The organism is Dellaglioa sp. CoH-57-MRSF-17 (assembly GCF_056782015.1).
Genome location: NZ_JBXAXY010000004.1, coordinates 1 through 22,556, shown reverse-complemented (window position 1 = coordinate 22,556; position 22,556 = coordinate 1). Strand labels below are relative to the sequence as shown.

The 22,556-nt window shown below is 35.7% G+C and carries 25 protein-coding genes and 1 pseudogene; 3 read left to right on the top strand and 23 right to left on the bottom strand.

The annotated features are described in order from the left end of the window. Positions 1 to 40: 40 nt before the first annotated feature. The 20 genes and pseudogenes from AC1RPJ_RS05295 to AC1RPJ_RS05200 form a co-directional block, all read right to left on the bottom strand. On the bottom strand, positions 41 to 1,261 hold the full coding sequence (locus AC1RPJ_RS05295) for an FtsW/RodA/SpoVE family cell cycle protein (RefSeq protein ID WP_481761642.1): 1,221 nt from the start codon (positions 1,259 to 1,261) through the stop codon (positions 41 to 43). 72 nt (positions 1,262 to 1,333) lie between these two features. Continuing rightward, the gene (locus tag AC1RPJ_RS05290; RefSeq protein WP_409022314.1) at positions 1,334 to 1,555 is read right to left on the bottom strand and encodes a DUF2969 domain-containing protein; all 222 of its coding nucleotides are present in this window, start codon (positions 1,553 to 1,555) and stop codon (positions 1,334 to 1,336) included. Then, on the bottom strand, positions 1,548 to 1,808 hold the full coding sequence (gene yidD / locus AC1RPJ_RS05285; RefSeq protein WP_409022313.1) for a membrane protein insertion efficiency factor YidD: 261 nt from the start codon (positions 1,806 to 1,808) through the stop codon (positions 1,548 to 1,550). The genes AC1RPJ_RS05290 and yidD overlap by 8 nt, the downstream gene beginning before the upstream one ends. A gap of 85 nt (positions 1,809 to 1,893) precedes the next feature. Then, complete coding sequence (gene mreB, locus AC1RPJ_RS05280; RefSeq protein ID WP_409022312.1) at positions 1,894 to 2,880, bottom strand: rod shape-determining protein; 987 nt, start codon at positions 2,878 to 2,880, stop codon at positions 1,894 to 1,896. A 94-nt stretch (positions 2,881 to 2,974) separates the two neighbouring features. Then, the gene (murA, locus tag AC1RPJ_RS05275) at positions 2,975 to 4,279 is read right to left on the bottom strand and encodes a UDP-N-acetylglucosamine 1-carboxyvinyltransferase (RefSeq protein WP_481761641.1); all 1,305 of its coding nucleotides are present in this window, start codon (positions 4,277 to 4,279) and stop codon (positions 2,975 to 2,977) included. A gap of 17 nt (positions 4,280 to 4,296) precedes the next feature. After that, positions 4,297 to 4,530 carry a DUF1146 family protein gene (locus AC1RPJ_RS05270; protein ID WP_409022310.1) on the bottom strand — a complete coding sequence of 78 codons (234 nt, stop codon included), beginning with the start codon at positions 4,528 to 4,530 and terminating at the stop codon, positions 4,297 to 4,299. 138 nt (positions 4,531 to 4,668) lie between these two features. Then, a complete protein-coding gene (locus tag AC1RPJ_RS05265) occupies positions 4,669 to 5,088 on the bottom strand; it encodes a F0F1 ATP synthase subunit epsilon (RefSeq protein ID WP_481761640.1) in 420 nt (139 codons plus the stop codon). A 13-nt stretch (positions 5,089 to 5,101) separates the two neighbouring features. Further along, positions 5,102 to 6,502, bottom strand: a complete 1,401-nt coding sequence (atpD, locus tag AC1RPJ_RS05260) for a F0F1 ATP synthase subunit beta (RefSeq protein ID WP_409022308.1) — start codon at positions 6,500 to 6,502, stop codon at positions 5,102 to 5,104. 23 nt (positions 6,503 to 6,525) lie between these two features. After that, positions 6,526 to 7,473, bottom strand: a complete 948-nt coding sequence (locus tag AC1RPJ_RS05255) for a F0F1 ATP synthase subunit gamma (protein WP_481761639.1) — start codon at positions 7,471 to 7,473, stop codon at positions 6,526 to 6,528. A 31-nt stretch (positions 7,474 to 7,504) separates the two neighbouring features. Next, positions 7,505 to 9,022, bottom strand: coding sequence for a F0F1 ATP synthase subunit alpha (atpA, locus tag AC1RPJ_RS05250; RefSeq protein ID WP_481761638.1), 1,518 nt, complete (start codon positions 9,020 to 9,022; stop codon positions 7,505 to 7,507). Between the two features lie 31 nt (positions 9,023 to 9,053). Next, on the bottom strand, positions 9,054 to 9,596 hold the full coding sequence (gene atpH, locus AC1RPJ_RS05245) for an ATP synthase F1 subunit delta (protein WP_481761637.1): 543 nt from the start codon (positions 9,594 to 9,596) through the stop codon (positions 9,054 to 9,056). A gap of 1 nt (position 9,597) precedes the next feature. Continuing rightward, positions 9,598 to 10,107 carry a F0F1 ATP synthase subunit B gene (gene atpF, locus AC1RPJ_RS05240; RefSeq protein ID WP_409022304.1) on the bottom strand — a complete coding sequence of 170 codons (510 nt, stop codon included), beginning with the start codon at positions 10,105 to 10,107 and terminating at the stop codon, positions 9,598 to 9,600. A gap of 71 nt (positions 10,108 to 10,178) precedes the next feature. After that, complete coding sequence (gene atpE, locus AC1RPJ_RS05235) at positions 10,179 to 10,391, bottom strand: F0F1 ATP synthase subunit C (protein WP_409022303.1); 213 nt, start codon at positions 10,389 to 10,391, stop codon at positions 10,179 to 10,181. 30 nt (positions 10,392 to 10,421) lie between these two features. After that, positions 10,422 to 11,132, bottom strand: coding sequence for a F0F1 ATP synthase subunit A (atpB, locus tag AC1RPJ_RS05230; RefSeq protein ID WP_409022302.1), 711 nt, complete (start codon positions 11,130 to 11,132; stop codon positions 10,422 to 10,424). Between the two features lie 218 nt (positions 11,133 to 11,350). Further along, positions 11,351 to 11,980, bottom strand: a complete 630-nt coding sequence (upp, locus tag AC1RPJ_RS05225; protein ID WP_409022301.1) for a uracil phosphoribosyltransferase — start codon at positions 11,978 to 11,980, stop codon at positions 11,351 to 11,353. Between the two features lie 64 nt (positions 11,981 to 12,044). Next, the gene (gene glyA / locus AC1RPJ_RS05220) at positions 12,045 to 13,307 is read right to left on the bottom strand and encodes a serine hydroxymethyltransferase (protein WP_481761720.1); all 1,263 of its coding nucleotides are present in this window, start codon (positions 13,305 to 13,307) and stop codon (positions 12,045 to 12,047) included. A 33-nt stretch (positions 13,308 to 13,340) separates the two neighbouring features. Continuing rightward, a pseudogene (locus tag AC1RPJ_RS05215) lies at positions 13,341 to 14,324 on the bottom strand (L-threonylcarbamoyladenylate synthase); the annotation flags it as partial. A gap of 16 nt (positions 14,325 to 14,340) precedes the next feature. Beyond that, entirely contained in the window at positions 14,341 to 15,186 is an 846-nt protein-coding gene (prmC, locus tag AC1RPJ_RS05210) for a peptide chain release factor N(5)-glutamine methyltransferase (protein WP_481761636.1), read from the bottom strand. Beyond that, entirely contained in the window at positions 15,179 to 16,264 is a 1,086-nt protein-coding gene (gene prfA / locus AC1RPJ_RS05205) for a peptide chain release factor 1 (protein ID WP_409022299.1), read from the bottom strand. Before prfA ends, prmC begins: the two co-directional genes overlap by 8 nt. Positions 16,265 to 16,309: 45 nt before the next feature. Next, positions 16,310 to 16,891, bottom strand: a complete 582-nt coding sequence (locus AC1RPJ_RS05200; protein ID WP_409022298.1) for a thymidine kinase — start codon at positions 16,889 to 16,891, stop codon at positions 16,310 to 16,312. Positions 16,892 to 17,104: 213 nt separating this feature from the next. Here AC1RPJ_RS05200 and AC1RPJ_RS05195 point away from each other — a divergent pair, with 213 nt between their 5' ends. Both AC1RPJ_RS05195 and AC1RPJ_RS05190 read left to right on the top strand, forming a co-directional pair. Next, positions 17,105 to 18,451, top strand: coding sequence for a MurT ligase domain-containing protein (locus AC1RPJ_RS05195; protein ID WP_481761635.1), 1,347 nt, complete (start codon positions 17,105 to 17,107; stop codon positions 18,449 to 18,451). A gap of 2 nt (positions 18,452 to 18,453) precedes the next feature. Continuing rightward, on the top strand, positions 18,454 to 19,161 hold the full coding sequence (locus AC1RPJ_RS05190; RefSeq protein ID WP_409022296.1) for a type 1 glutamine amidotransferase: 708 nt from the start codon (positions 18,454 to 18,456) through the stop codon (positions 19,159 to 19,161). Between the two features lie 53 nt (positions 19,162 to 19,214). Here AC1RPJ_RS05190 and manA read toward each other — a convergent pair whose 3' ends face one another. The 3 genes from manA to AC1RPJ_RS05175 form a co-directional block, all read right to left on the bottom strand. Then, entirely contained in the window at positions 19,215 to 20,180 is a 966-nt protein-coding gene (gene manA, locus AC1RPJ_RS05185; protein WP_481761634.1) for a mannose-6-phosphate isomerase, class I, read from the bottom strand. A 76-nt stretch (positions 20,181 to 20,256) separates the two neighbouring features. Then, positions 20,257 to 21,267: a serine hydrolase domain-containing protein gene (locus AC1RPJ_RS05180; RefSeq protein WP_481761633.1), complete on the bottom strand. Its 1,011-nt coding sequence runs from the start codon at positions 21,265 to 21,267 to the stop codon at positions 20,257 to 20,259. 6 nt (positions 21,268 to 21,273) lie between these two features. Beyond that, a complete protein-coding gene (locus tag AC1RPJ_RS05175) occupies positions 21,274 to 21,927 on the bottom strand; it encodes a histidine phosphatase family protein (RefSeq protein WP_409022293.1) in 654 nt (217 codons plus the stop codon). Positions 21,928 to 22,116: 189 nt separating this feature from the next. On the opposite strand from AC1RPJ_RS05175, the gene AC1RPJ_RS05170 reads away from it, so the two are divergent. After that, positions 22,117 to 22,455 carry a hypothetical protein gene (locus tag AC1RPJ_RS05170; protein ID WP_481761632.1) on the top strand — a complete coding sequence of 113 codons (339 nt, stop codon included), beginning with the start codon at positions 22,117 to 22,119 and terminating at the stop codon, positions 22,453 to 22,455. Positions 22,456 to 22,556: the final 101 nt, after the last annotated feature.

Here is a 22,556-nt window from a genome sequence, read left to right as displayed (position 1 = left end):
AAACCTCCTAGTTTTAAAAAACAGTGATTCCATAATAGAATCACTGCCTTATCTTTTTATCAAAATCTTCGTCTTCGCTACTGAACATGTAACTCTTATGATGGTATCGCATTGACATAATTAAGCCAATTCCAATCATATTTCCTACTAAAGCAGACCCACCTTGACTGACAAATGGTAATGGAATACCTGTTAAAGGTAGTAACCCAATACTCATCCCAATGTTTTCAAAAACATGGAATAAAATCATCATAATGACCCCAGTAGATAAGTAAGCATAAAATTCATTCTTCGTATCAAAGGTTGCACGAACCATTCGATAAATGAGTAAGAAATAAATAAAGATTAAAATACAACCACCAATAAACCCAAAGTTTTCGCCGATAACAGAAAAAATCATATCAGATTCACGGACGGGAACATAAACATTTGACACGTTAAATCCCTTACCAGTCATTTGTCCTGATCCAATGGCTTTCATACTTTGCCATAATTGATATCCTGTTCCGGATGTATCTTTTGATGGATCTAACCAGTTATCAATTCGGTCAAATTGGTAGGCAGAAAAGCCAACTTTTTCTAGAATTGATCGACCAGTTGTTGAAATAACCATATATAATGCCGTTCCACCTACAACAGCCACCGTTCCAAATGCCGGTCCAATAATCTTCCAAGTGATACCTGAAACTAAAATGACACCACCTAAAATAGCAAAGAAAACGAGCATTGTTCCAAAATCATTTTGCAGTTTTAATAAAATAACTACTGGTAACGTCCATGCTATCATTTTGGCTAATAAAATAATATCTGTCCCAATTTTATGAGTTGGATAATCATTGTTATGTATCGTAACCACACGCGCCAACATTAATATAAATGCTGGCTTCATAACTTCTGATGGTTGGAACGTTAACGAACCAACTAATGGTATCCAACTTTTAGCACCTGTGTTTATATATAAAGGTCGACTATATACGACTAAAACAATCATCAATAAAAACAGGCCAATAAAATACCCTATCGGTGCGACTCGCCATAATTGTTCTGAGTCAAATTGCATAATAACGACAATTGCAATGACACCAATAGCGTACCACATTAACTGTGAAACCATTTGGCTAACAATTGAGGTCGCACTAGTATCATGGGATGCTGATACGTAAATTGAGGCAAGCCCAATAATTGCCAAGACTAAAACGGCAAAAATAATACCATAATCAATTCTTGACTCACTATCGACCTCATCTTTTCTACTACTCATAGAATTCCCCTCCACACTATGTCACTTATTTCGTTAAATTTTTGAATAGGCTAAAATTTAATAATTGACTAATTAACCGCGATGTAAGTGAAAATCGCGCAATAAAGTATCAATACCTTCATCACGAGTTTTAGCTTTGAATATCTCACCGTTACTTAATGTTGCAACAAATTTTGTATCTTGTTGAATGACTGTACCAATTTCAATACCGCCAACGGTTAATGAAACTGCATCCTCACCATTAATTTTAATATCATTTTCTGCTACTTCAATCTCTTTTTCTTTTTTAGACATGCTTTTCTTCTCCTTTAGGGTTCTTATTTCTTCGTACGGTAAAGTAATCAGGTACGGGATCGTATCCGCCTCTGACAAAAGGATGGCATCGTAAAATCCTACCGATACCCATAATAATACCTTTTGCACCGTGTTTTTGAATTGCCTTAATCATATAGTTTGAACATGTTGGATAGTACCGGCAACTAGGTGGAAACATCGGTGAAATAAATTTTTGATAAAACTTGATTGGTGCAAGCATTAAGTTTTGCATAAATAAATGACACCTCCTATATGAAAAGGTCCATCAACAGATTGCCCCGTTAATAGACCTCCCTTAATAACCAGTATCACAGTTGTTATCTACCTTGTTTTTCAATATGATCTAACAAGAATCCAGTTCCTTTTGCGACATCATCCAATGGTGTTTCTGACACCATAACAGGAATATCTAAGTTCGATGACATTAATAAATCAACACCATCTAATAATGCACCGCCACCTGTTAAAATAATCCCAGTATCAATAATATCTGATGCTAATTCTGGTGGTGTTTGTTCAAGAACTTCTTTAGTTGCTGCAACGATTGCTTGCATTGTATCATGAGTTGCTTCTTCAATCTCAGCAGAGCTAAGCACAACTGTCTTTGGTAAACCAGTAACAACATCTCGTCCACGAATTTCCATTTCTAATGCACGATTGTCTGGGTAAACTGTCCCAATTTCAATTTTAGCTTTTTCAGCTGTACGTTCACCGATTTGAAGGTTATGTTTTTGCTTAACAAAATTGATAACATCACTATTCAATTGATCACCAGCAACACGTAATGAACGGCTTGCTACAATATCGCCTAATGAAATAACGGCAACATCACTTGTACCACCACCAATATCAATCACTAAACTACCACGGGGTTGATAAATATCCAACCCAGCACCAATAGCTGCAACTTTAGGTTCTTCAGCAAGATAAACCTTGCCACCACCAGCTTTTTCAGCAGCTTGAATAATTGCTTTTTGTTCAATTGATGTGATATTTGTTGGGCAACAAATCAAAATACTTGGTTTTGATAAAAAGCCGCTCACATTTAATTTTTTAATAAAGTAAGTTAACATTTGTTCTGTAATATCAAAATCAGCAATGACACCATTTTTCATAGGTCTGATAGCTCTAATACTACCAGGTGTTCTACCAACCATTTTATATGCTTCTGATCCAACTGCTAATACACGACCTGATTTTGTGTCAATTGCAACAACAGATGGTTCATTTAAGACGATTCCTTTATTTTGTACGTTAATTAATACATTTGCGGTTCCTAAATCAATACCAATATCTTTAGCCATTATGCTTCTCCTCTCGGCACTTAAAACTTACACTAATGTAAGCATTATACCATATACCTATACAATAAAAAAATGTCCAAAATGGACATTTCTTCTATTTTACTTCATTTTCTGTCTTAATAATTATATCTTGTGTATCATCATTGATACGTTTAATTTCAGCACCCAAAGCTTCTAACTTTTGATGGAAATGATAGTAGCCTCGATCAAGATATTCAAGATGTGTAACTTGTGTATAACCACGAGCTACTAATCCTGCTAGCACAAGTGCTGCAGCAGCTCTTAAGTCTGTAGCAGCAACTTCTGCACCATTGAAGTCAGTTGGACCATACATGACAACTGAGTTGCCTTCAATCTTAAATTTTGCATTCATACGTCGTAATTCTTCAAGATGCATAAAACGATTTTCGAATACCGTCTCTGTTAAAATACTTGTACCATCTGCCATTAATTGAAGGACAGTCATTTGAGGCTGCATATCAGTTGGGTACCCTGGATGAGGCAATGTTTTAACTGTAGTTGGTTTAATTTTTTCTGTTCCAATTACTCGGATACCATTGTCTTCTTGGATAACGTCAATGCCCATTTCTTCTAATTTAGAAATTAATGGTTTATTGTGTTCCGCAATAGCCTCTTCGATTAAAACATTACCTTGAGTCATTGCTGCAGCAACCATGAATGTCCCTGCTTCAATCCGATCTTGGACAACTGCATGATCAGCGCCATGTAATGCCTTAACACCATGAATGCGAATTGTTTCGGTACCAGCACCTTGTACTTTAGCACCCATTTTATTTAAAATATTAGCTAAATCAACAATTTCTGGTTCTCTTGCAACATTTTCAATCACAGTTGTACCAGTAGCTAATGTTGCAGCCATCATAATATTCTGAGTTGCACCTACACTTGGAAAATCAAGATAAATGTTGGCACCCTTTAATTCATCTACAGTTGCTTCTATATAACCATCGAATTGTTCAATATGCGCACCCATTGCTTCAAAACCTTTTAAATGCAAATCAATTGGGCGAGAACCTATTGCACACCCACCAGGCATTGCAATCTTCGCATGTTTAAGTCGTGCCAAAAGTGGTCCCATTACAACAATAGAAGCACGCATTTTTGAAACATATTCAAATGGTGCTTCTGGTGATAATTCTTTAGTCGCACTCATTTTAACTTCATTAGTTTCTTCATTAAAGTCAACGTCTAAATTTAAAAAACGTAGTACGTTATTCATTGTAAAGACATCTGACAAAACTGGTACATTTGACAGTGTATTTTCACCACTACTTGCTAAAATTCCGGCTGCTAGAATTGGCAATACTGCATTCTTTGCGCCTTCTATATGCACTGTTCCATTGAGTGAGTTTCCACCCTTGACGATTATTTTTTCCACAAGTTATTCCCCCGTTATTATTTAACTAAAAAAACTAAATTACGAACATTATCAATAAAATTTAAGAAAAAGGCACTGCTTGTATATCCTAATAAAATAGCCAATAAGACAATTAAAACTTTGATTCTTTGTTGGCTACTTTGTGGGAAAAACCTGTCTATTCGTAACCCTTGAATTGCCCAAAAAGCAATTCCAATAAACATTAGATGACTCATTAAAGTAACTAGCGATTGGATTCCCACAGTATTCATCAAAACACTCCTAAAATTTATTCGTCATAAGCATAGCATATTTTGTACCACTTGTCGCTAATATTTGTAACAAAAATGAAATATTTAATATGTATATACAAAAAAAGGTACTGAATAAATCCAGCACCCACTTTTGTATTAATGTTTAGAGATATTAATTCGATTGATTGCACGTCTAAGTGCAATTTCAGATCTTTTAAGTTCATCAACATTATGTGTTTGTTTTGCAGTAGAAATCATCTGCTCAGCTCTTTTTTTAGCAGCCTGTGCACGATTTTCATCAATATCTTCTTGGCATTCTGCTGCATTTGCAACAACCGTTGCGACATTTTTTGAAAATTCAATGAATCCACCACTTACGGCAATTTCATCTTCTTCATTATCATTTACCTTAACCCTGACAGCATCAATATCAAGAGAAGCAATAACTGGAATATGATTGGGTAAAATACCCATTTCCCCGCTGGGTGTTTTAACAATAATCATTTTAGCATTATTGTCATAAACACTACCATCAGGAGTGACGATACTAACGGTCAAAACTGAATCTTCAGCCATCTGTTATTACCCCCTATTTTGCCATTTTATTTGCTGCTTCAATAACATCTTCGATTGGGCCGACACCATTGAAAGCATCTTCAGGAAGTGAATCATATTTACCATCAAGAATATCTTTAAATCCTTGAACTGTTTCAGCAATTGGTACATATGATCCAGGTTTTCCTGTGAATTGTTCGGCAACATTAAAGTTTTGTGAAAGGAAGAATTGGATGCGACGCGCACGTGCTACAATTACTTTTTCATCATCAGATAATTCATCCATACCTAAAATAGAAATAATATCTTGTAATTCACGATAACGTTGTAACGTATGTTGAACTTCCGTAGCAACACGATAATGTTCTTCTCCAACAATTTCAGGTGTCAAAGCACTTGAAGTTGAAGCCAAAGGATCAACAGCTGGGTAAATACCTTGTTGCGTTAAGCTACGTTCCAAGTTAGTTGTTGCATCCAAATGGGCGAACGTCGTTGCAGGAGCAGGATCAGTATAATCATCAGCTGGAACATAAACTGCTTGAATTGATGTAACTGAACCTTTTTTAGTTGACGTGATACGTTCTTGCAATTGACCCATTTCAGTAGCTAATGTTGGTTGATAACCTACGGCTGAAGGAATACGGCCTAATAAGGCTGAAACTTCAGAACCAGCTTGTGTAAAGCGGAAAATATTATCAATAAACAATAGCACATCTTGTCCTTTTTCATCACGGAAATATTCCGCAATTGTAAGACCAGTCAATGCAACACGCATACGGGCACCAGGCGGCTCGTTCATCTGACCAAACACCATGGCTGTCTTCTCTAACACGCCGGATTCTTTCATTTCAAAGTAAAGGTCATTACCTTCACGAGTACGTTCACCAACACCGGTAAACACTGAAATACCATTATGTTCTTGAGCAATATTATGAATTAATTCTTGAATTAAAACAGTTTTACCAACACCGGCACCACCGAATAATCCAATTTTACCACCTTTAATATAAGGGGCTAACAAGTCAATAACTTTAATTCCTGTTTCAAGAACCTCAGTACTTGCACTTAATTCATCATATTTAGGAGCATCTTTATGGATGCTACTGCGCTCTGCATCTTTATTAAATTCAGGACCACCATCAATGGTATCTCCTAAAACGTTAAACACTCGACCAAGAGTATCTTCACCAACAGGGACAGAAATTGAAGCACCTGTGTCTTCAACAACTGTTCCACGTTGCAAGCCATCCGTAGAATCCATGGCGATTGTTCTCATAACTCCGTCACCTAATTCAAGCGTAACTTCGATAATTAGAGCAGTTCCATCTTCACGTGTAACTTTTAACGCATTATTGATATCTGGTAAGGTTTCGTTTAAAGAGAATTGTACATCGACGACGGGCCCGATAACTTGAACAACTTTACCGAGACTCATCTTCTGTATTTCCTCCTGTCATTTTACTCTAAAGCAGCTGTTGCACCAGTAATTTCTGTAATTTCTGTTGTAATAGCACTTTGACGTGCACGATTATACTTTAATTCTAATGATGCAATAATATCTTTAGCATTATCTGTCGCAGATTTCATTGCTGTAGAACTTGAAGCATGTTCAGCTGTTTTAGCATCTAAAATCGCACCATATACTAAGCTTTCAGCAAACTGAGGTAGAACAACTTCAAGAATTGCGTCTCCTGAAGGTTCCATATCATAATCTTCATTCCCCATCACATTAGACGTTTCAATACCTTCTGCATCTGTATCCATATTCACTTCTGAAATAGGAAGCATTTGTTCAGAATGAAAGTCCGATTGTAAACTATTAACGAAATGATTATAACAAACAAATAATTCATCATAAACTTCACTGTTATACATTGTTACTACTGATTTAACGATTTCACGAACCTCAATAAACGTTGGAATATCACTTACACCACGGTATTCGTAGGCAACCTCATATCCTCTATTTTTAAAGAAGTCAGCACCAGTACCACCAACAGCAATAATAACAGCATTATCTACAGTATGGCCATTTTGCTTCATCAAATCTAATGTTTGTTTAATTACGTTACTATTGTAACTACCAACTAAACCACGATCAGAAGTAATAATTAAATAACCACTTTTTTTAACAGGTCTCTTTTGTAACATATCAAAACCTGAAAATTTTGAACTATCATTCTCAGATGATTGCTTTGATTTTCCAGCTTTAGCATCTAAAAGGTGAGATTGGGCAAGATGGGTAATGACACTTCTAATTTTAGAAGCATATATCTGATAACTTTGAGTATGACGCTGAATTTGGCTTAACTTAGCAGTCGAAACAACTTGCATTGCGCCAGTTATTTGTCCCGTTTTCTTAGTTGAAACGATTCGACGCTTTACTTCCATTAATGAAGCACCCATTAATTCTCACCATCTTTCATTTACTTTTAGTTTACGCTTTTTCAGGAGTTACTTGGAAACCTTCTGAAAAGTCTTTGATTGCAGCATCAAATTTATCTTCGTCAGGTAAATTACCTGTTTCTTTGATGTGATTTAAAAGATCACTATGATTATTATCAAAGAAATCAAAAATTTCACCTTCAAAACGAAGAATATCATCAACAGGAACTGAATCCAAGAATCCATGTGTTAATGCATATAAAATTAAAACTTGTTTTTCAACAACTAATGGCTTGTGTAATGGTTGTTTAAGTACTTCAACCGTACGATGTCCACGATTTAATTTAGCTTGTGTTGCGGCATCTAAATCAGAACCAAATTGAGAAAATGATTCTAATTCTCGGAATGATGCAAGAGCCAAACGAAGGCTTCCGGCAACTTTCTTCATTGCTTTAATTTGAGCTGACCCACCAACACGAGAAACTGATGTACCAGCATCAATAGCTGGACGAGTACCTGAATAGAATAAATCACTATCCAAGAAAATTTGACCATCAGTAATCGAAATTACGTTAGTAGGAATATATGCAGAAACATCACCAGCCTGTGTTTCGATAAATGGAAGAGCAGTCATTGAACCACCACCCAATTCATCACTTAACTTAGCTGCACGTTCAAGTAAACGTGAATGTAAGTAGAAAACATCACCAGGATAAGCTTCACGACCCGGCGGACGTCTCAAAATTAATGACAGTTCACGGTAAGCCGTTGCTTGTTTTGATAAATCATCAAATACAATCAAGACATGTTTACCGTTATACATGAATTCTTCACCCATTGCTGAACCAGTATATGGAGCTAACCATAATAATGGTGCGGGAGAAGCAGGACCAGCACTAACGACAATTGTGTAGTCCATTGCGCCTAATCGACGTAACGTTTCCACTTGTGCGCTAACAGTTGATTCTTTTTGTCCAATAGCAACATAGATACAAATCATGTCTTGATCTTTTTGATTTAAAATCGTATCAATAGCAACTGATGTTTTACCAGTCTTACGATCACCAATAATCAATTCACGTTGTCCACGGCCAATTGGAACTAAAGCATCAATAGCTTTAAGTCCAGTTTGTAAAGGTTGATCAACTGACTTACGATCCATAACTCCTGGAGCCTTTTTTTCGACTGGACGAGTTTTGTTTGTCTTAAGATCACCTTTACCATCGATGGGTTGGCCTAAAGGATTAACAACACGTCCGATAAGTTCTTCACCAACAGGAACTTCCATGATTCTACCCGTACGTTTGACAACGTCGCCTTCACGGATACCTTCATAGCCACCTAAAATAACGATACCAACATCGTTTGTTTCTAGATTTTGAGCCATACCATAAGTACCGTCAGAAAATTCTAACAATTCTCCTGATAAAGCGTTATCCAAACCGTGTGCACGAGCAATACCATCACCAACATAAGTAACGGTACCTACTTCATCAACGATAAGTTCGTCTTTATATTGTTCCAATTGTTCTTTAATTAAAGCACTGATTTCTTCAGCTTTAATGCTCATACAAGGTTCACCTCTTAACTACTTTAATATGTTACTCCGCTAATAATCGTTTTACTTTGTTGATTTTTGATGAAATTGATCCATCAAAAATCTGATTATTGGCTTCAATAATAACGCCACCAATAATTTTTTCATCAATAATATTGTTAAATACTATCTTATTTGCACCGATTCTTTCTGCAAACTTACTTGATAATTTCGTTAATTGACTATCATCAAGCTCAATTGCAGTTGTAACGGTTGCATGTACAATTTTTTCTTTAACATCGCATAATCGTTCGAATTCTTCAATTATTCCAACCATATCACCCATTCGACCATAATCAAAGACCATTTGGATAACGTTTGCAATAATTGGAGATGCATCTTTGAGTAAGACCTTAACAAGGTCTTGCTTTTCTAACAAATTAAGACGTGCATCAACAAGCACTTCACTCAATTGTGGATTAGCAAGAAAAACTTGTCTAACTTCCTCTAATTCTTCAGAAAAGGCAACAATATTACCTTGTTCATCAGCAATTTCAAAGATGGCTTCACCGTAACGATTGGCAACGGTTGCCTTATCTAATTTCATTTTACTTTACCAACCCTTCAATATAAGAATTGATTAAGTTTTTTTGATCATTCTCATTTAATTCTTTTTGAATAATCTTAGAAGCAATTTCAATAGATAATTCAGCGACATCACTTTGAACGCTACTCAATACTTCTTGGCGTTCTTGTTCAATATCTTTAACAGCATTTTGTTTCAACGTCGTTGCTTCATCTTGAGCTCCAGAAACGATATCATCATGTTGCTTTTTACCGTTATCTTTTGCACGACTAACAATTTCAGATGCTTCTTGACGTGAATTATCTAATTGGTCTTGTCGTTCAGTTGCCAAAATATCGGCTTTTTTTCTTGAATCTTCAGCAGAATCTAAATCATTTGCAATTTTATCTGCACGGTCACTCATCATTTTTGTGACAGGACCCCATGCAAAGTGTTTGATGATTAACATCAAAATAACAAACGAAATAATATAGAATAAGAAATCACCAGTTTGAAAATTACCAACTGCACCGAAAACTAAATCTGAAAACATCTATTGACACCTCCTTTTTAAAATTAATATATTTCGTTGTATCAACGAAGAATCAAACTTAATTTCAAAAATTATTTAGCCATCAATAAGAATGAAATAACGATAGCAATAATAGGAACGGCTTCAATCAAACCAACACCAATAAACATTGTTGAACGTAATTGACCAGATAATTCTGGTTGGCGAGCCATACCTTCGATTGTTTTAGAAATAACTAAACCATTACCAATACCTGTTGCGACAGCGGCTAAACCAGCTGCAATACCTGCTGCTAATAATCCCATAATAATTGTTTCCTCCTTAGATATCTTGTTTTATTCTTTTTGTACTTTTCCACCGATATAAACCATTGACAATGTTACGAATACGTAAGCTTGGATACTTCCGATAAACAGAGAGAATCCTTGCCAGATCATTTCAACTGGTAAAGCCACGATAGTCATTAATGGGCCCATAGAAACTGCACCACCAATTAACGTTAATAATACTTCCCCAGCGTAAATGTTTCCGTACAAACGAAGAGCTAATGTTAGCAAATTTGTAAATTCTTCAATCAAGTTAATAGGTAAAAGAAATGCAACTGGACTCAAATAGGAATTTTTAATATATCCCTTAAATCCGAATTGAATAACACCCATAAAATGTGATAATAGCAGAATCAAAAATGCAAACGTTAGTGTCGTTAGCGGACTCGACGTTGGACTTTTAATCAACGTCTTGTCGCCAAAACCTATTTGTAAAAATAAACCCATTTGGTTAGATACAAAGATAAATAAGAATAACGTAAATGCTAATAAATTAAACTTCTTACCTTCTTTTCCTGGCATTGCGCTTTTAACAATCCCATTGGTGAAATCAATGAGCCATTCCAAAACATTTTGTCTACCAGTCGGTTTCATGGTCAGTCTTCTCGATAATACAATAGCTATCATCGCGACAATCACACATGCAAGTAAACCGGAAACGACATTCGTAATATTGAAAGGTAGGCCATAAAAATTCACAACGAAAGCATCTCCATCCACAGAATTTCACCTCTTTCCAAACTTTTATTTGACCGTATAAAACGGTATAAATTAAAGAGAATAACTTTATAAATATTCTCCAATTACAAAAGAAATCATACCACCAATTGAAATAAAATACAAAAGAAATTCTGACTTATTTTGAGTTTTTTTTCACATTAAAAAAAATGACACCTAGACGGCTTACGCATAAGCATTCTAAGGGCCATTCATTTAATTTATTTCGTACCAAACAATCGATCACCTGCATCGCCCAAACCTGGGACAATGTAGCCATCTTCATTCAAGTGATCATCAAGTGCTGCTGTATAAATATCAATATCAGGATGTTTTTCACGTAAAGCTGCAACACCTTCTGGAGCCGCAACAAGACAAACAAACTTAATTGTCTTTGCGCCGCGCTTCTTCAATGCATCAACTGCCATAATAGCAGAACCACCAGTAGCAAGCATTGGGTCTACTACAAGAAGATCACGACTAGCAATATCTTCAGGCATTTTTACAAAATATTCTGTTGGTTGGAATGTTGTTTCATCACGGTACATACCAATATGTCCAACTTTAGCTGCTGGTAATAATTCCAAAATACCATCAACCATCCCTAAACCAGCTCTTAAAATAGGAATAATAGCAATTTTCTTACCAGCCAATGTTTTTTGTGTTGTTTTACCCATAGGTGTTTCAACGATAACATCTTCTAAAGCAAAATCGCGAGAAACATCATATACCATTAGTTCAGCAATTTCATTAACAACTTCTCTAAATTCTTTTGTACCACAGTTCTTATCACGTATAATCGTTAATTTGTGTTGAATTAACGGATGGTCCATCACTTGAAATTTGCCCATTACGAAACACTCCCTTAAATTTAGTCTATTCTATTTTAGCGAATTATTACCTAAAATACTAGTCTTAAACGTATTTAATTTGTGAAATAGGATGCTTTTTAGATAATGCTAAAACTTGCGAACCAATTTCGGCTAATTTATCGTCATCATCGTGAAATTGAATTGCGTATAGAATTAGAATTGCAATCACTTTTACGTCTTCGCTGTCAAACCCACGAGTAGAAATTGCTGGCGTTCCAATTCGAATTCCAGACGTTTTAAATGGGCTCAATGATTCATTTGGAATTGTATTTTTATTCACAGTAATATGAACACGATCTAATAAGTTTTGAACTTCTTTTCCATTTAACCCAGAAGGTGTTACATCTAAGTTCATTAAGTGATTATCAGTTCCACCAGAAATAACTCTCACTAAATCTGACTGTGCAAATACGCCAGCCATTGCTTGTGAATTCTGAACAACTTGATACATATACGCCGTAAATGCTGGTTGCGCTGCCTCATAGAATGCTGCCGCTTTCCCAGCAATTACGTGTTCAAGTGGGCCACCCTGTGTACCAGGGAAAACTGCCGAGTTTAGTTTTTTAGCATATTTTTCTTTAGCAAGAATCATTCCACCACGAGGGCCACGTAACGTTTTATGCGTTGTTGTCGTAACAACATCAGCTACATCTACGGGATTTGGATGCAGTCCAGTAGCTACAAGACCAGCAATATGAGCCATATCTACCATTAAATAGGCGCCAACTTCATCAGCGATTGCTCTAAATTTTGTAAAGTCGATCATTCGACTATAAGCTGAGGCTCCAGCAATAATCATTTTAGGTTTTTCTTTAAGTGCTATCTCTCGAATAGCATCATAATTTAAACGTTCTGTTTTAGAATCAACACCATAACTAACAAAATTGTACAATTCACCTGAGAAATTTACTGGTGAACCATGCGTTAAATGTCCACCATCGTTTAATTTCATTCCTAAAATCTTATCTTGAGGTTCTAAAAATGCCTGGTAAACGGCCATATTAGCTTGTGAACCAGAATGTGGTTGTACATTGGCATATTCAGCATGGAATAGTGCCTTAGCACGATCAATAGCTAATTGTTCAACTACATCAATATACTCACAACCACCGTAGTAACGCTTATTAGGATACCCTTCAGCATACTTATTGGTTAACACGCTACCTTGTGCAGCACGTACAGCATCAGAAACGATATTTTCAGACGCAATTAATTCAATATTGTCCTCTTGGCGTTTTTCTTCATGAGCGATTGCATCCCACAATTCTTTATCCTGTTGTTTATATTTCACTTTTTCAGCATCCATAAGTTCAACAATATTTTGGCTACTTGCTGCTTTTTCAAGACGGTTCATGTAAGCAACACCCAATCCCTTTTTATCAAACCCTTCAACTAAAATCATTTGAACATTAGGGTTGTCATCGAAGTAGCGTAAACCGTCAAAAAGTGATTGGCTTGCTGATTCAATTGTTTTTCCTAAAGAAGAATAGCCACTATTCTTAGGTATCTGATCCGTATCAATTTGACCTTCTTTTGCCATTAATCCGATTGCAATATCTTGTTTAGCGACCCAGTCTAAAATATCTGACCAATTTTGTGTTGAATCAACAATCACAACTTGTGCTCTTGGTGCATAATGTCGATACTTCATCCCAGGTGCTTTTGGCGTTTCTCCTTCGGCAACTTCATGTGTATCATCACTAACGTGTCCAATTACATCCTCAATTTGTGACTGAGTAACTGCTCCAGGTCTCAAAATTGTTGGTTCATCTGTACTCATGTCTAAGACAGTTGACTCCACCCCTACTTTTGTTTGCCCATCATCAATGATACCAGCAATTTTACCATTCAAATCATGAGCAACATGTTCTGCCATTGTTGGACTAGGTTTACCTGAAGTATTAGCTGAAGGGCCAACAATTGGAACGCCCGACTTAATAATAAAATCTAATGTAACTTTGTTATCTGGCATTCTAAAGGCTGCAGTTTCTAAACCGCCTGTAACAGTCTTTGAAAGAGCTCCTGCTTTTAATTTAAGGATAAGCGTCAATGAACCCGGCCAAAATGTTTTAATTAACTTTTCCACATTGGCAGTAAGTGGTTGTGCATATTCCCGAACTGTCTCTACATCGGCAACGTGTACGATTAGTGGATTATCACTTGGTCGACCTTTTGCAGCATACACTTGTTTGACTGCCTCTTCATTTGTCGCATCGGCACCCAATCCGTACACTGTTTCAGTTGGGAATGCGATCAATTGTCCTTGCTTTAATAACTCTGCAGCAGTTTCTATTTCATTAGGTTGATAAATAATTGTTTCCATTAACTCAACACCCCTTTTATAATTTTGCGTGAATCATTCTTTGATTATCAAAACTATCTTTTTTTCCTTCTATTAAAACTGCATTTTCAAATGCGTTTGTTAACATCTTTATCACGGCGTTTTCTTGTTGATACCCTATTTCAAAGAAAATATCTCTTGGTTTTTGCGTGAAGCGAGCCACCTCTTCTATCATTCTTCGATACAAGATTAGACCATTTTCAGCTGCAAATAATGCGACTTGCGGTTCATGTTCAATCACACTTTTATCCATCACATCTCGCTCATTTTCGGCAATGTATGGTGGATTAGACACGATGACATCCACTTTCAATTCATGAATAGGTTCTGTTAAATCTCCAATCAAAAATGTTACATCAACTTGCTGTGCTTGTGCATTTTTTTTGGCAACCGTAATTGCTTCTTTAGAAATATCACTTGCAAAGATTTGCCAATTTGGTCGCTGTTGTTTTAAAGCAATCGCAATTGCTCCAGAACCGGTTCCAATATCAGCAATTACCAACTTCTCATTAGCAGGCAATGTCTCCAACATCCATTCTACCAATTCTTCCGTCTCAGGTCTCGGAATAAGGGTTGCTTCGGTCACTTTCAATTGCATACCAAAAAAGTAGGCATGACCAATAATGTATTGTGCCGGCATTCCATCACAAAATTGCTGAATATCTATCTGATATTGTTGCCACTCATTTTTTGGCATTTTTGTTTGATAATTCATTAATAAATCAGTCGTTGACCAGCTTAGTCGCTCTAATAATAACCACTGACCACTTTCAACTTCTAACTTATGTTCCTCTATACACAAAGAAGCCCATTTCAAGGCTTCATAGTAGGTTGGATTAGTCATTTTCTTGCAACTTTTCCATTTTTTGTGTTTGATCATATAAAATCAATGAATCGATTACTTCTTCAAGTTCACCATTCATAACACGATCTAATTTATTCAATGATAATCCAATTCGATGATCAGTCACACGATTTTGAGGGAAATTATAAGTTCTAATTCGTTCTGAACGGTCCCCTGATCCAACAGCTGATTTTCTATTTTCATTGTAAGCACTTTGTTCTTGTTGTGAATAGAAATCATAAACTCGAGCCTTCAAAATTTTCATAGCTTTTTCACGATTTTGTTGTTGTGAACGTTCATCTTGCATAGCTACAACAATGTTTGTTGGTAAATGGGTCATTCGGACAGCAGATGATGTCTTATTAACATGTTGTCCACCGGCACCAGAAGAACGATAAACATCCGTTCTAATATCTTTTGCATCAATTTCAATTTCAACATCTTCTGCTTCAGGCATAACACCTACTGTTGCAGTAGAAGTATGCACACGTCCAGCTGATTCTGTTGATGGAATTCGTTGAACTCGATGTGCACCACTTTCATATTTCAGCTTAGAAAAGACACTATCACCATTAATCAACAGGACAATTTCTTTAAAACCACCGACTTCAGTCACATTTTTATCCACAATTTCAACAGTCCAACCTTGCTTCTCAGCGTATTTAGAATACATTGAGAATAAATCTGCAGCAAATAAACTAGCTTCATCCCCACCGGCAGCGCCGTGAATTTCCATGATAATATTTTTATCATCATTAGGATCCTTAGGAATTAATAGTACCTTAATTTCTTCTTCTAAAGCTGCTTTTGCTTTCTTTGCGTCAGATAATTCTTCTTTAGCCATTTCAGCCATTTCAGAATCTAAATTTTCGCCTAGCATTTCTTCAGCATCTGCAAGTTCTTGAACAACAACTTTATATTGGCGATATTTCTCAACTGTTTCGCGGATACTTGCCATTTCTTTTGATAATTCCATAAACCGATTATTATTTGAAATAATCTCAGGATCAGACAATAATTCGCCTAATTCTTCATAGCGATCATCAACTGATTGTAATTGATCATACATTTCATCCATTTTATATTGTCTCCTCTTAATTCTTTATCTTTCTAGTCTATCTGATTATTGTAATTGTGTCATCAACGGATTGTTATAATGTTTACGACATACTGGATAATAATCTTCATTACCACCTATTAAAATTTGTTCGCCAGCATATACAGGTTTACCATCATGAATACGTAAATTCATGATGGCCTTTTTATGACAAAACCAGCAAATTGTTTTCATTTCTTCAATCTTGTCAGCATATAATAATAAATATTTTGATCCTTCAAACAATTCGTTTTTAAAATCATTCTTTAACCCAAAAGCCATAACTGGAATATTTAATTCATCCACAATTTTAGCTAATTGAATAATATGTGCTTGTTTTAGAAATTGTGATTCGTCTATTAAAACACAAGCAGCATTTGAATTAGTCTGTTGAACTAAATCAAAGACATTTGTTTCTTCAAAAATAGGTGTCGCCTCACGTTTCAATCCAATTCGACTTGAAACAAATCCAACACCATCCCTGTCATCCACACCACTTGTTAAAATAATAACTGATTTATTTTGTTCTTCATAATTATGCGCAACTTTTAAGATTTCAATTGTCTTACCACTATTCATTGCACCGTATTTAAAAAATAATTGCGCCATAATAAACCTCTTCTGTTTTTCAGATTTCCGTCTTTAAGTATATCCGATTTAAGCTTGGATTTCATTAAATAAAAATTTTTTCTTAATATTAGGCATTTTATATGTAGAATTTTGTAATTATGCTATTATAGACATAATATAAATTCAGTAAAGTAGGCTATGACGTGGATTCTATCCTATGTAGTCAATTTTCTGTAAACGGAGGATATTTTAATGACGATAAAAAGCTCAATAGCAACTGTCGCAGGGAAATCATCATATTGGTTTTTGCACACCTTTCTAAAAGGTGGTAGCTCTCTACCCGGCAAAATAACTGCCGCGTTAGATCCAGAAATTTTAAAAACATTAGGTGCTAATTATGACGTTATTGTCATCACTGGAACCAACGGTAAAACCTTAACAACCGCCTTAACAGTTAAGGTTTTAGGTGCTAAATATGACCATATCTTAACAAACTCTGCTGGATCAAATATGGAACAAGGTATTATCACAGCATTTCTAACGGATAAGCGCAAAAAAAATGAGCGTCCTCTTGCTGTTCTTGAGGTTGATGAAGCAAATGTCATTAAAGTAACCCAATACATCACGCCTAAAGCATTTGTTCTAACAAATATTTTCCGTGATCAAATGGACCGCTACGGTGAAATTTATACAACTTACAAAAAAATTATTGATGGGATTAAATTAGCACCCAATGCAACAATTATTGCAAATGGTGATGCACCCATTTTCCATTCAATTGAATTACCAAATCCTTTTGTTTTCTACGGTTTTAATCATGAAGAGGAAACAGAAAGTTTAGCACCTACGAATACTGATGGGATTCTTTGTCCAGTTTGTCAACATATCTTACATTATAAAACCCGTACGTATGCTAATCTCGGGAAATATTATTGTCCAAACTGTCATTTTAGTCGTCCAAAATTAGACTACCAATTAACATCACTTTTAGAACAAACACCCACATCATCTCACTTTATAGTTGATGGACAACCCATGGAAATTCATGTCGGCGGTTTATATAACATCTACAACGCCCTTGCTGCTTATGCAGTTGGTCGTGTCTTCAATGTTGGTCCTGCAACAATTAGTAATACATTAAGTGAAGACGATGAGCAAGTCTTTGGTCGACAAGAAGTCATCCATGTTGAAGACAAAGACATTACCTTAGTTTTAGTTAAAAATCCAGTTGGCCTCGATCAGGTACTAGATATGATTGCAACAGATACAGAACCATTCTCGTTGGCCTTCTTATTAAATGCAAATTACGCAGATGGTATTGATACCAGTTGGATTTGGGATGGGAATTTCGAACAATTAACACAAATGAACATTCCTCAATTCATGACGGGTGGTGAACGTTATAAAGATGTTTCATTCCGTTTTAAGGTCGCTGGTGTCAAAGATGAACAATTAATTAAAGAACCTGACATTGCTAAAGTTATCGAACAACTTAAAACCTTCCCCACAAAACATATTTACGTTTTAGCCACTTATACAGCTGTTTTACAGTTACGTAAATCACTCGCTAATGATGGTTATATCAAGGAGGGCATGTAATAATGGCAAAATATCATTTAAACGTCGCCCATTTATATGGTGACTTATTAAATACTTATGGTGATGTTGGTAACCTATTGGTGTTAGAATATTATGCCAAGCAAATGGATACTGACTTACAAACTGAAGTCATCAGTTTAGATCAACCTTTTGACAAAGATCATTTTGACTTAACTTTCTTTGGTGGTGGACAAGATTTCGAACAAAAAATTGTCTCAAAAGATATTCAAGACAAAAAAGAGGCCTTAACCGACTATATTGAAGATAACGGTCCCCTCCTCGCAATTTGTGGCGGTTACCAATTACTTGGTCAATATTATGTCGGTGCTGATGGTGAAAAAATTCCTGGCATTGGTGCAATGAGTCATTATACAGAGACACAAGATGACAATCGTTTTATCGGAGATATTACGATTCAAAATGAAGATACCGGTGAAACTTACCATGGTTTTGAAAATCATAACGGGATGACCTTCCTCGGTAAAGATGAACGACCACTTGGTAAAGTGTTAAAAGGTAAAGGTAATAATGGTAGTGATGCTTCAGAAGGTGTCATTTACAAAAACGTTTTTGGTTCATATTTCCATGGCCCAATCTTAACAAGAAATGGTGAATTAGCTAAACGTCTACTACTGCTTGCGTTGCATCGTAAATATCCAGATGTTGATTTTAGTCAACAAGAAGCACTCGTTATCGAACCAACATTTTAGTAAAAAAATAAAGATTCAAACAATAGTATATTATTGTTTGAATCTTTATTTTTTTATGCTTTTTCTCCAGGTTCTGATGCAATAATTTGCATATCACCTGTAATTGTCCATTCTTTAACTTCGTTTGGTAAAATAAAATGCATACCCATTTTTAAATCATATATTTTATCATCGACTTTAATCTGACCTTCACCTTTTAAAACTGAAACAAGAGTATAAGGTGCGACTGTTCTTTTAAAATTTGCTGATCCGTTTGAAATCAACCATTCATAAACACTAAAGAATGGTGTTTTAACAAAGGTTGTTACTTTGGCATCCCCGACCATTTTTGTTTGAATATCGAGTTCAGGAACTTTATTAGGCACATTAGTAACATCAATCGATTGTTGAATATGCAAGTCACGCTTCTTACCCGTTGTTGCATCCACACGGTCAAAATCGTAAACACGATATGTTGTATCACTACTTTGTTGCGTTTCAAGGACCATCACACCAGAACCAATGGCATGAATTGTACCACTAGGAACATAAAAGAAATCTCCCGCTTTAACAGGTACATGCGTAAATAAATCATCCCATCTTTCGTCATGAATCATTTCCGCTAATTCTTCACGTGTTTTAGCATGGTGCCCATAAATAAGTTCTGCCCCAGGTTCGGCTGAAATAACATACCAACATTCTGTTTTACCAAGTTCATGCTCATGTTGCATTGCATAAGTATCATCCGGATGTACTTGAACTGATAAATCTTGATTAGCATCTAAAATTTTAGTTAGAAGTGGAAAAACATCCCCTTTAGCATTACCAAAAACTTCACGATTTGAATCCCAGACTTCATTCAATGTTTTGCCAGCAAATGGACCATTCAAAACAGTACTTGGGCCATGTGAGTGTGCGGAAATAGCCCAAAGTTCACCAGTATGATTACTTGGAATATCATATCCAAAGACCGTTTTAAGATGATCACCACCCCAAATTTTTTCTTGTAATACAGGTTTTAAGAATAAAGGTTCTGTCATTAGTTGCTCTCTCCTTCGTTAAACATATTATTGGTTTATTTTATCATAAGCGGTTACATTTTTGAATGTTAATCGGTTACAATCCAGCTTTTTCCGTTAAAAAGCTTTCTATAATTTCATCTCGTTTTACCAAATAGAGACTATTATCACTCGTCGGATGTACCCTATTCGTTAAGACAACCAACCCGTCTTGCATGGATTGATCCATTATTATAAATGTTCCTGTATAACCAGTATGATAGACAGATAAGCAATCGCCATCTCCACGAAGATCCCAGCCAAGTGAACGACCCAAGCTTCTTGTAGGTGTTTGATCTGAGAATAACATTTGCGTCGTCTCCGGCCGTAATACTGGACGTTCAGGACCATCTGACATAAACCACTGCATAAATCGTAATAAGTCGGATACAGTGGAAAATAACCCTGCCGATCCACAATGTTCTTTTAAAATCCGTGCTTTGGGGTCATGAACAATACCCTTTAAAAGACCTAAGTCAGGAATAATCTCAGTTGGAACACTTCTTGAGATATTTGGACTAAAAGTACTATCAGTTAATCCTAAGGGATTTAAGACTTCTTGCTGCAATGCTTGCTGAACAGGAATTTTTAAAATACTTTCAATAATATATCCTAAAAAAATTAGTCCGATATCACTATAAATAACTTTTTTTCCAAGATTTTCACCATTACTTAGTCCGAATAGTGCTTGTTTTAAATCTGGTTCCGATAATTGATTTCGATTTTTAATATACCCTTGAAAATCTGCCGTATGCGTCAACATATGCCGTAAAGTCACCCGTTCGTCCTGATAATTTGGTAGGTATTTTTTTACGGAATCATCAACATTCAAACGACCCTCTTCTTGTAATTTTAAAATAAGAGTTGTTGTTCCTATCACTTTAGTTAGTGATGCAACGTCGTAAAGTGCATTGTCAGCTAATTGTTCAGTTTCAGGGACTAATTGCGAATATCCCAAATAGTTTTGATTGCTAATTGTATTATGATGGATAACCCCATATGAAGCACCAGGAACAATACCATCATTAACTAACTGTCGAATTTTATTTATCGTTTTAGGATATAGCAATCGTAATCACCCCTTTTGATTAATCTTCACAATTGTAAATTTACCTTTTTTAAAATCAACGTTACTAACACTAGCATTCTTCAAGAGCATCGTTGGAAGTTGATTTTTTTCTAAGCTGTCGATAAAACTTGATAACACAAGACCATGAGACACAATTAAAATATTTCCTCCCTGCGTCTGGTACTGATTCCCAATATCCGTTAATGTATCAATTATTCGACTAGTCATCTTATCATATGTTTCAGCTTGGCTAGTTCCTTCAAGCTCTGCGAACATATTTACTAAGTTTCTAAAGCGATTATGCCCTAAAACGGCCTGACTCACTTTAAAAAAACCAAATTTTTTAACAAGCATTGGAATTAAATCTTTATTTTTCATCTCTTCTAGTCGACCAAAATCGACTTCTCGAAGTCCTCTTAATGGTTGAAATTCAAACGAAGAGTCATGCTTTTCAAGAATAAAGTCCGCAGTATCTTGCGTTCGTTTTAAGTCACTTGTGTACACGGCTTCAAAATAGACATCTTTTAATTGTGTTCCCAAATTTCTAGCTGCCTCTCGCCCCTTGTGTGTCAGACGAGAATTAGTCACGCCTTGTAGCCTCTTTAATCTGTTCAATCGTGTTTGACCATGTCTTACTAAATAAAAATGAACTGTCTTCATCGCCTGCACCTCCATAAAATGGTTTATATTTGTACCTTCAAGTATACGCTACCATTAAGATTTTACCTAAGTAAAAACCTAAAATATATTTTTAAATTTAGTCTGTCTACGACTATAATAAAATAAATCAAAACATTTTCGTTTAAATTGGTATAATGAAGTAAATCATTTAGATGGGGAGTGTCACTTATGGCTAGTAATTCAGATTCTATATTCTTCGTCTTATCTTATGTCAGACGACATCCAGAAGACGTTTTCTTTTCACGCTTGACCTATACTAATTCAATAACCCTCGTCATACCAGGAAGCGTCAAAGTAGCTGATGCTGATATTTATTTTTTACCAGATAAACTAACTGTTAATCGTCTCACTGATGATTTCGTTTCAAAACACGGTGATTTATTAGATTACTTTAACGATAAATTAGATCATTCCATCCCTGACTATATGGACGTCTGGGTAACAACCGTGTATCTGACACATCATGATAAATATTTAATTGAACTTTCATTTGAACAAAATGTCTAAACAAAAAAGTGATTAAGCAGGTTCTGAAGTGAACCCCAAAAGTTGGAGTAAATATTAAGCGATCATCTGGTCGGTATGTTTTCGATATTCAATCGGAGACA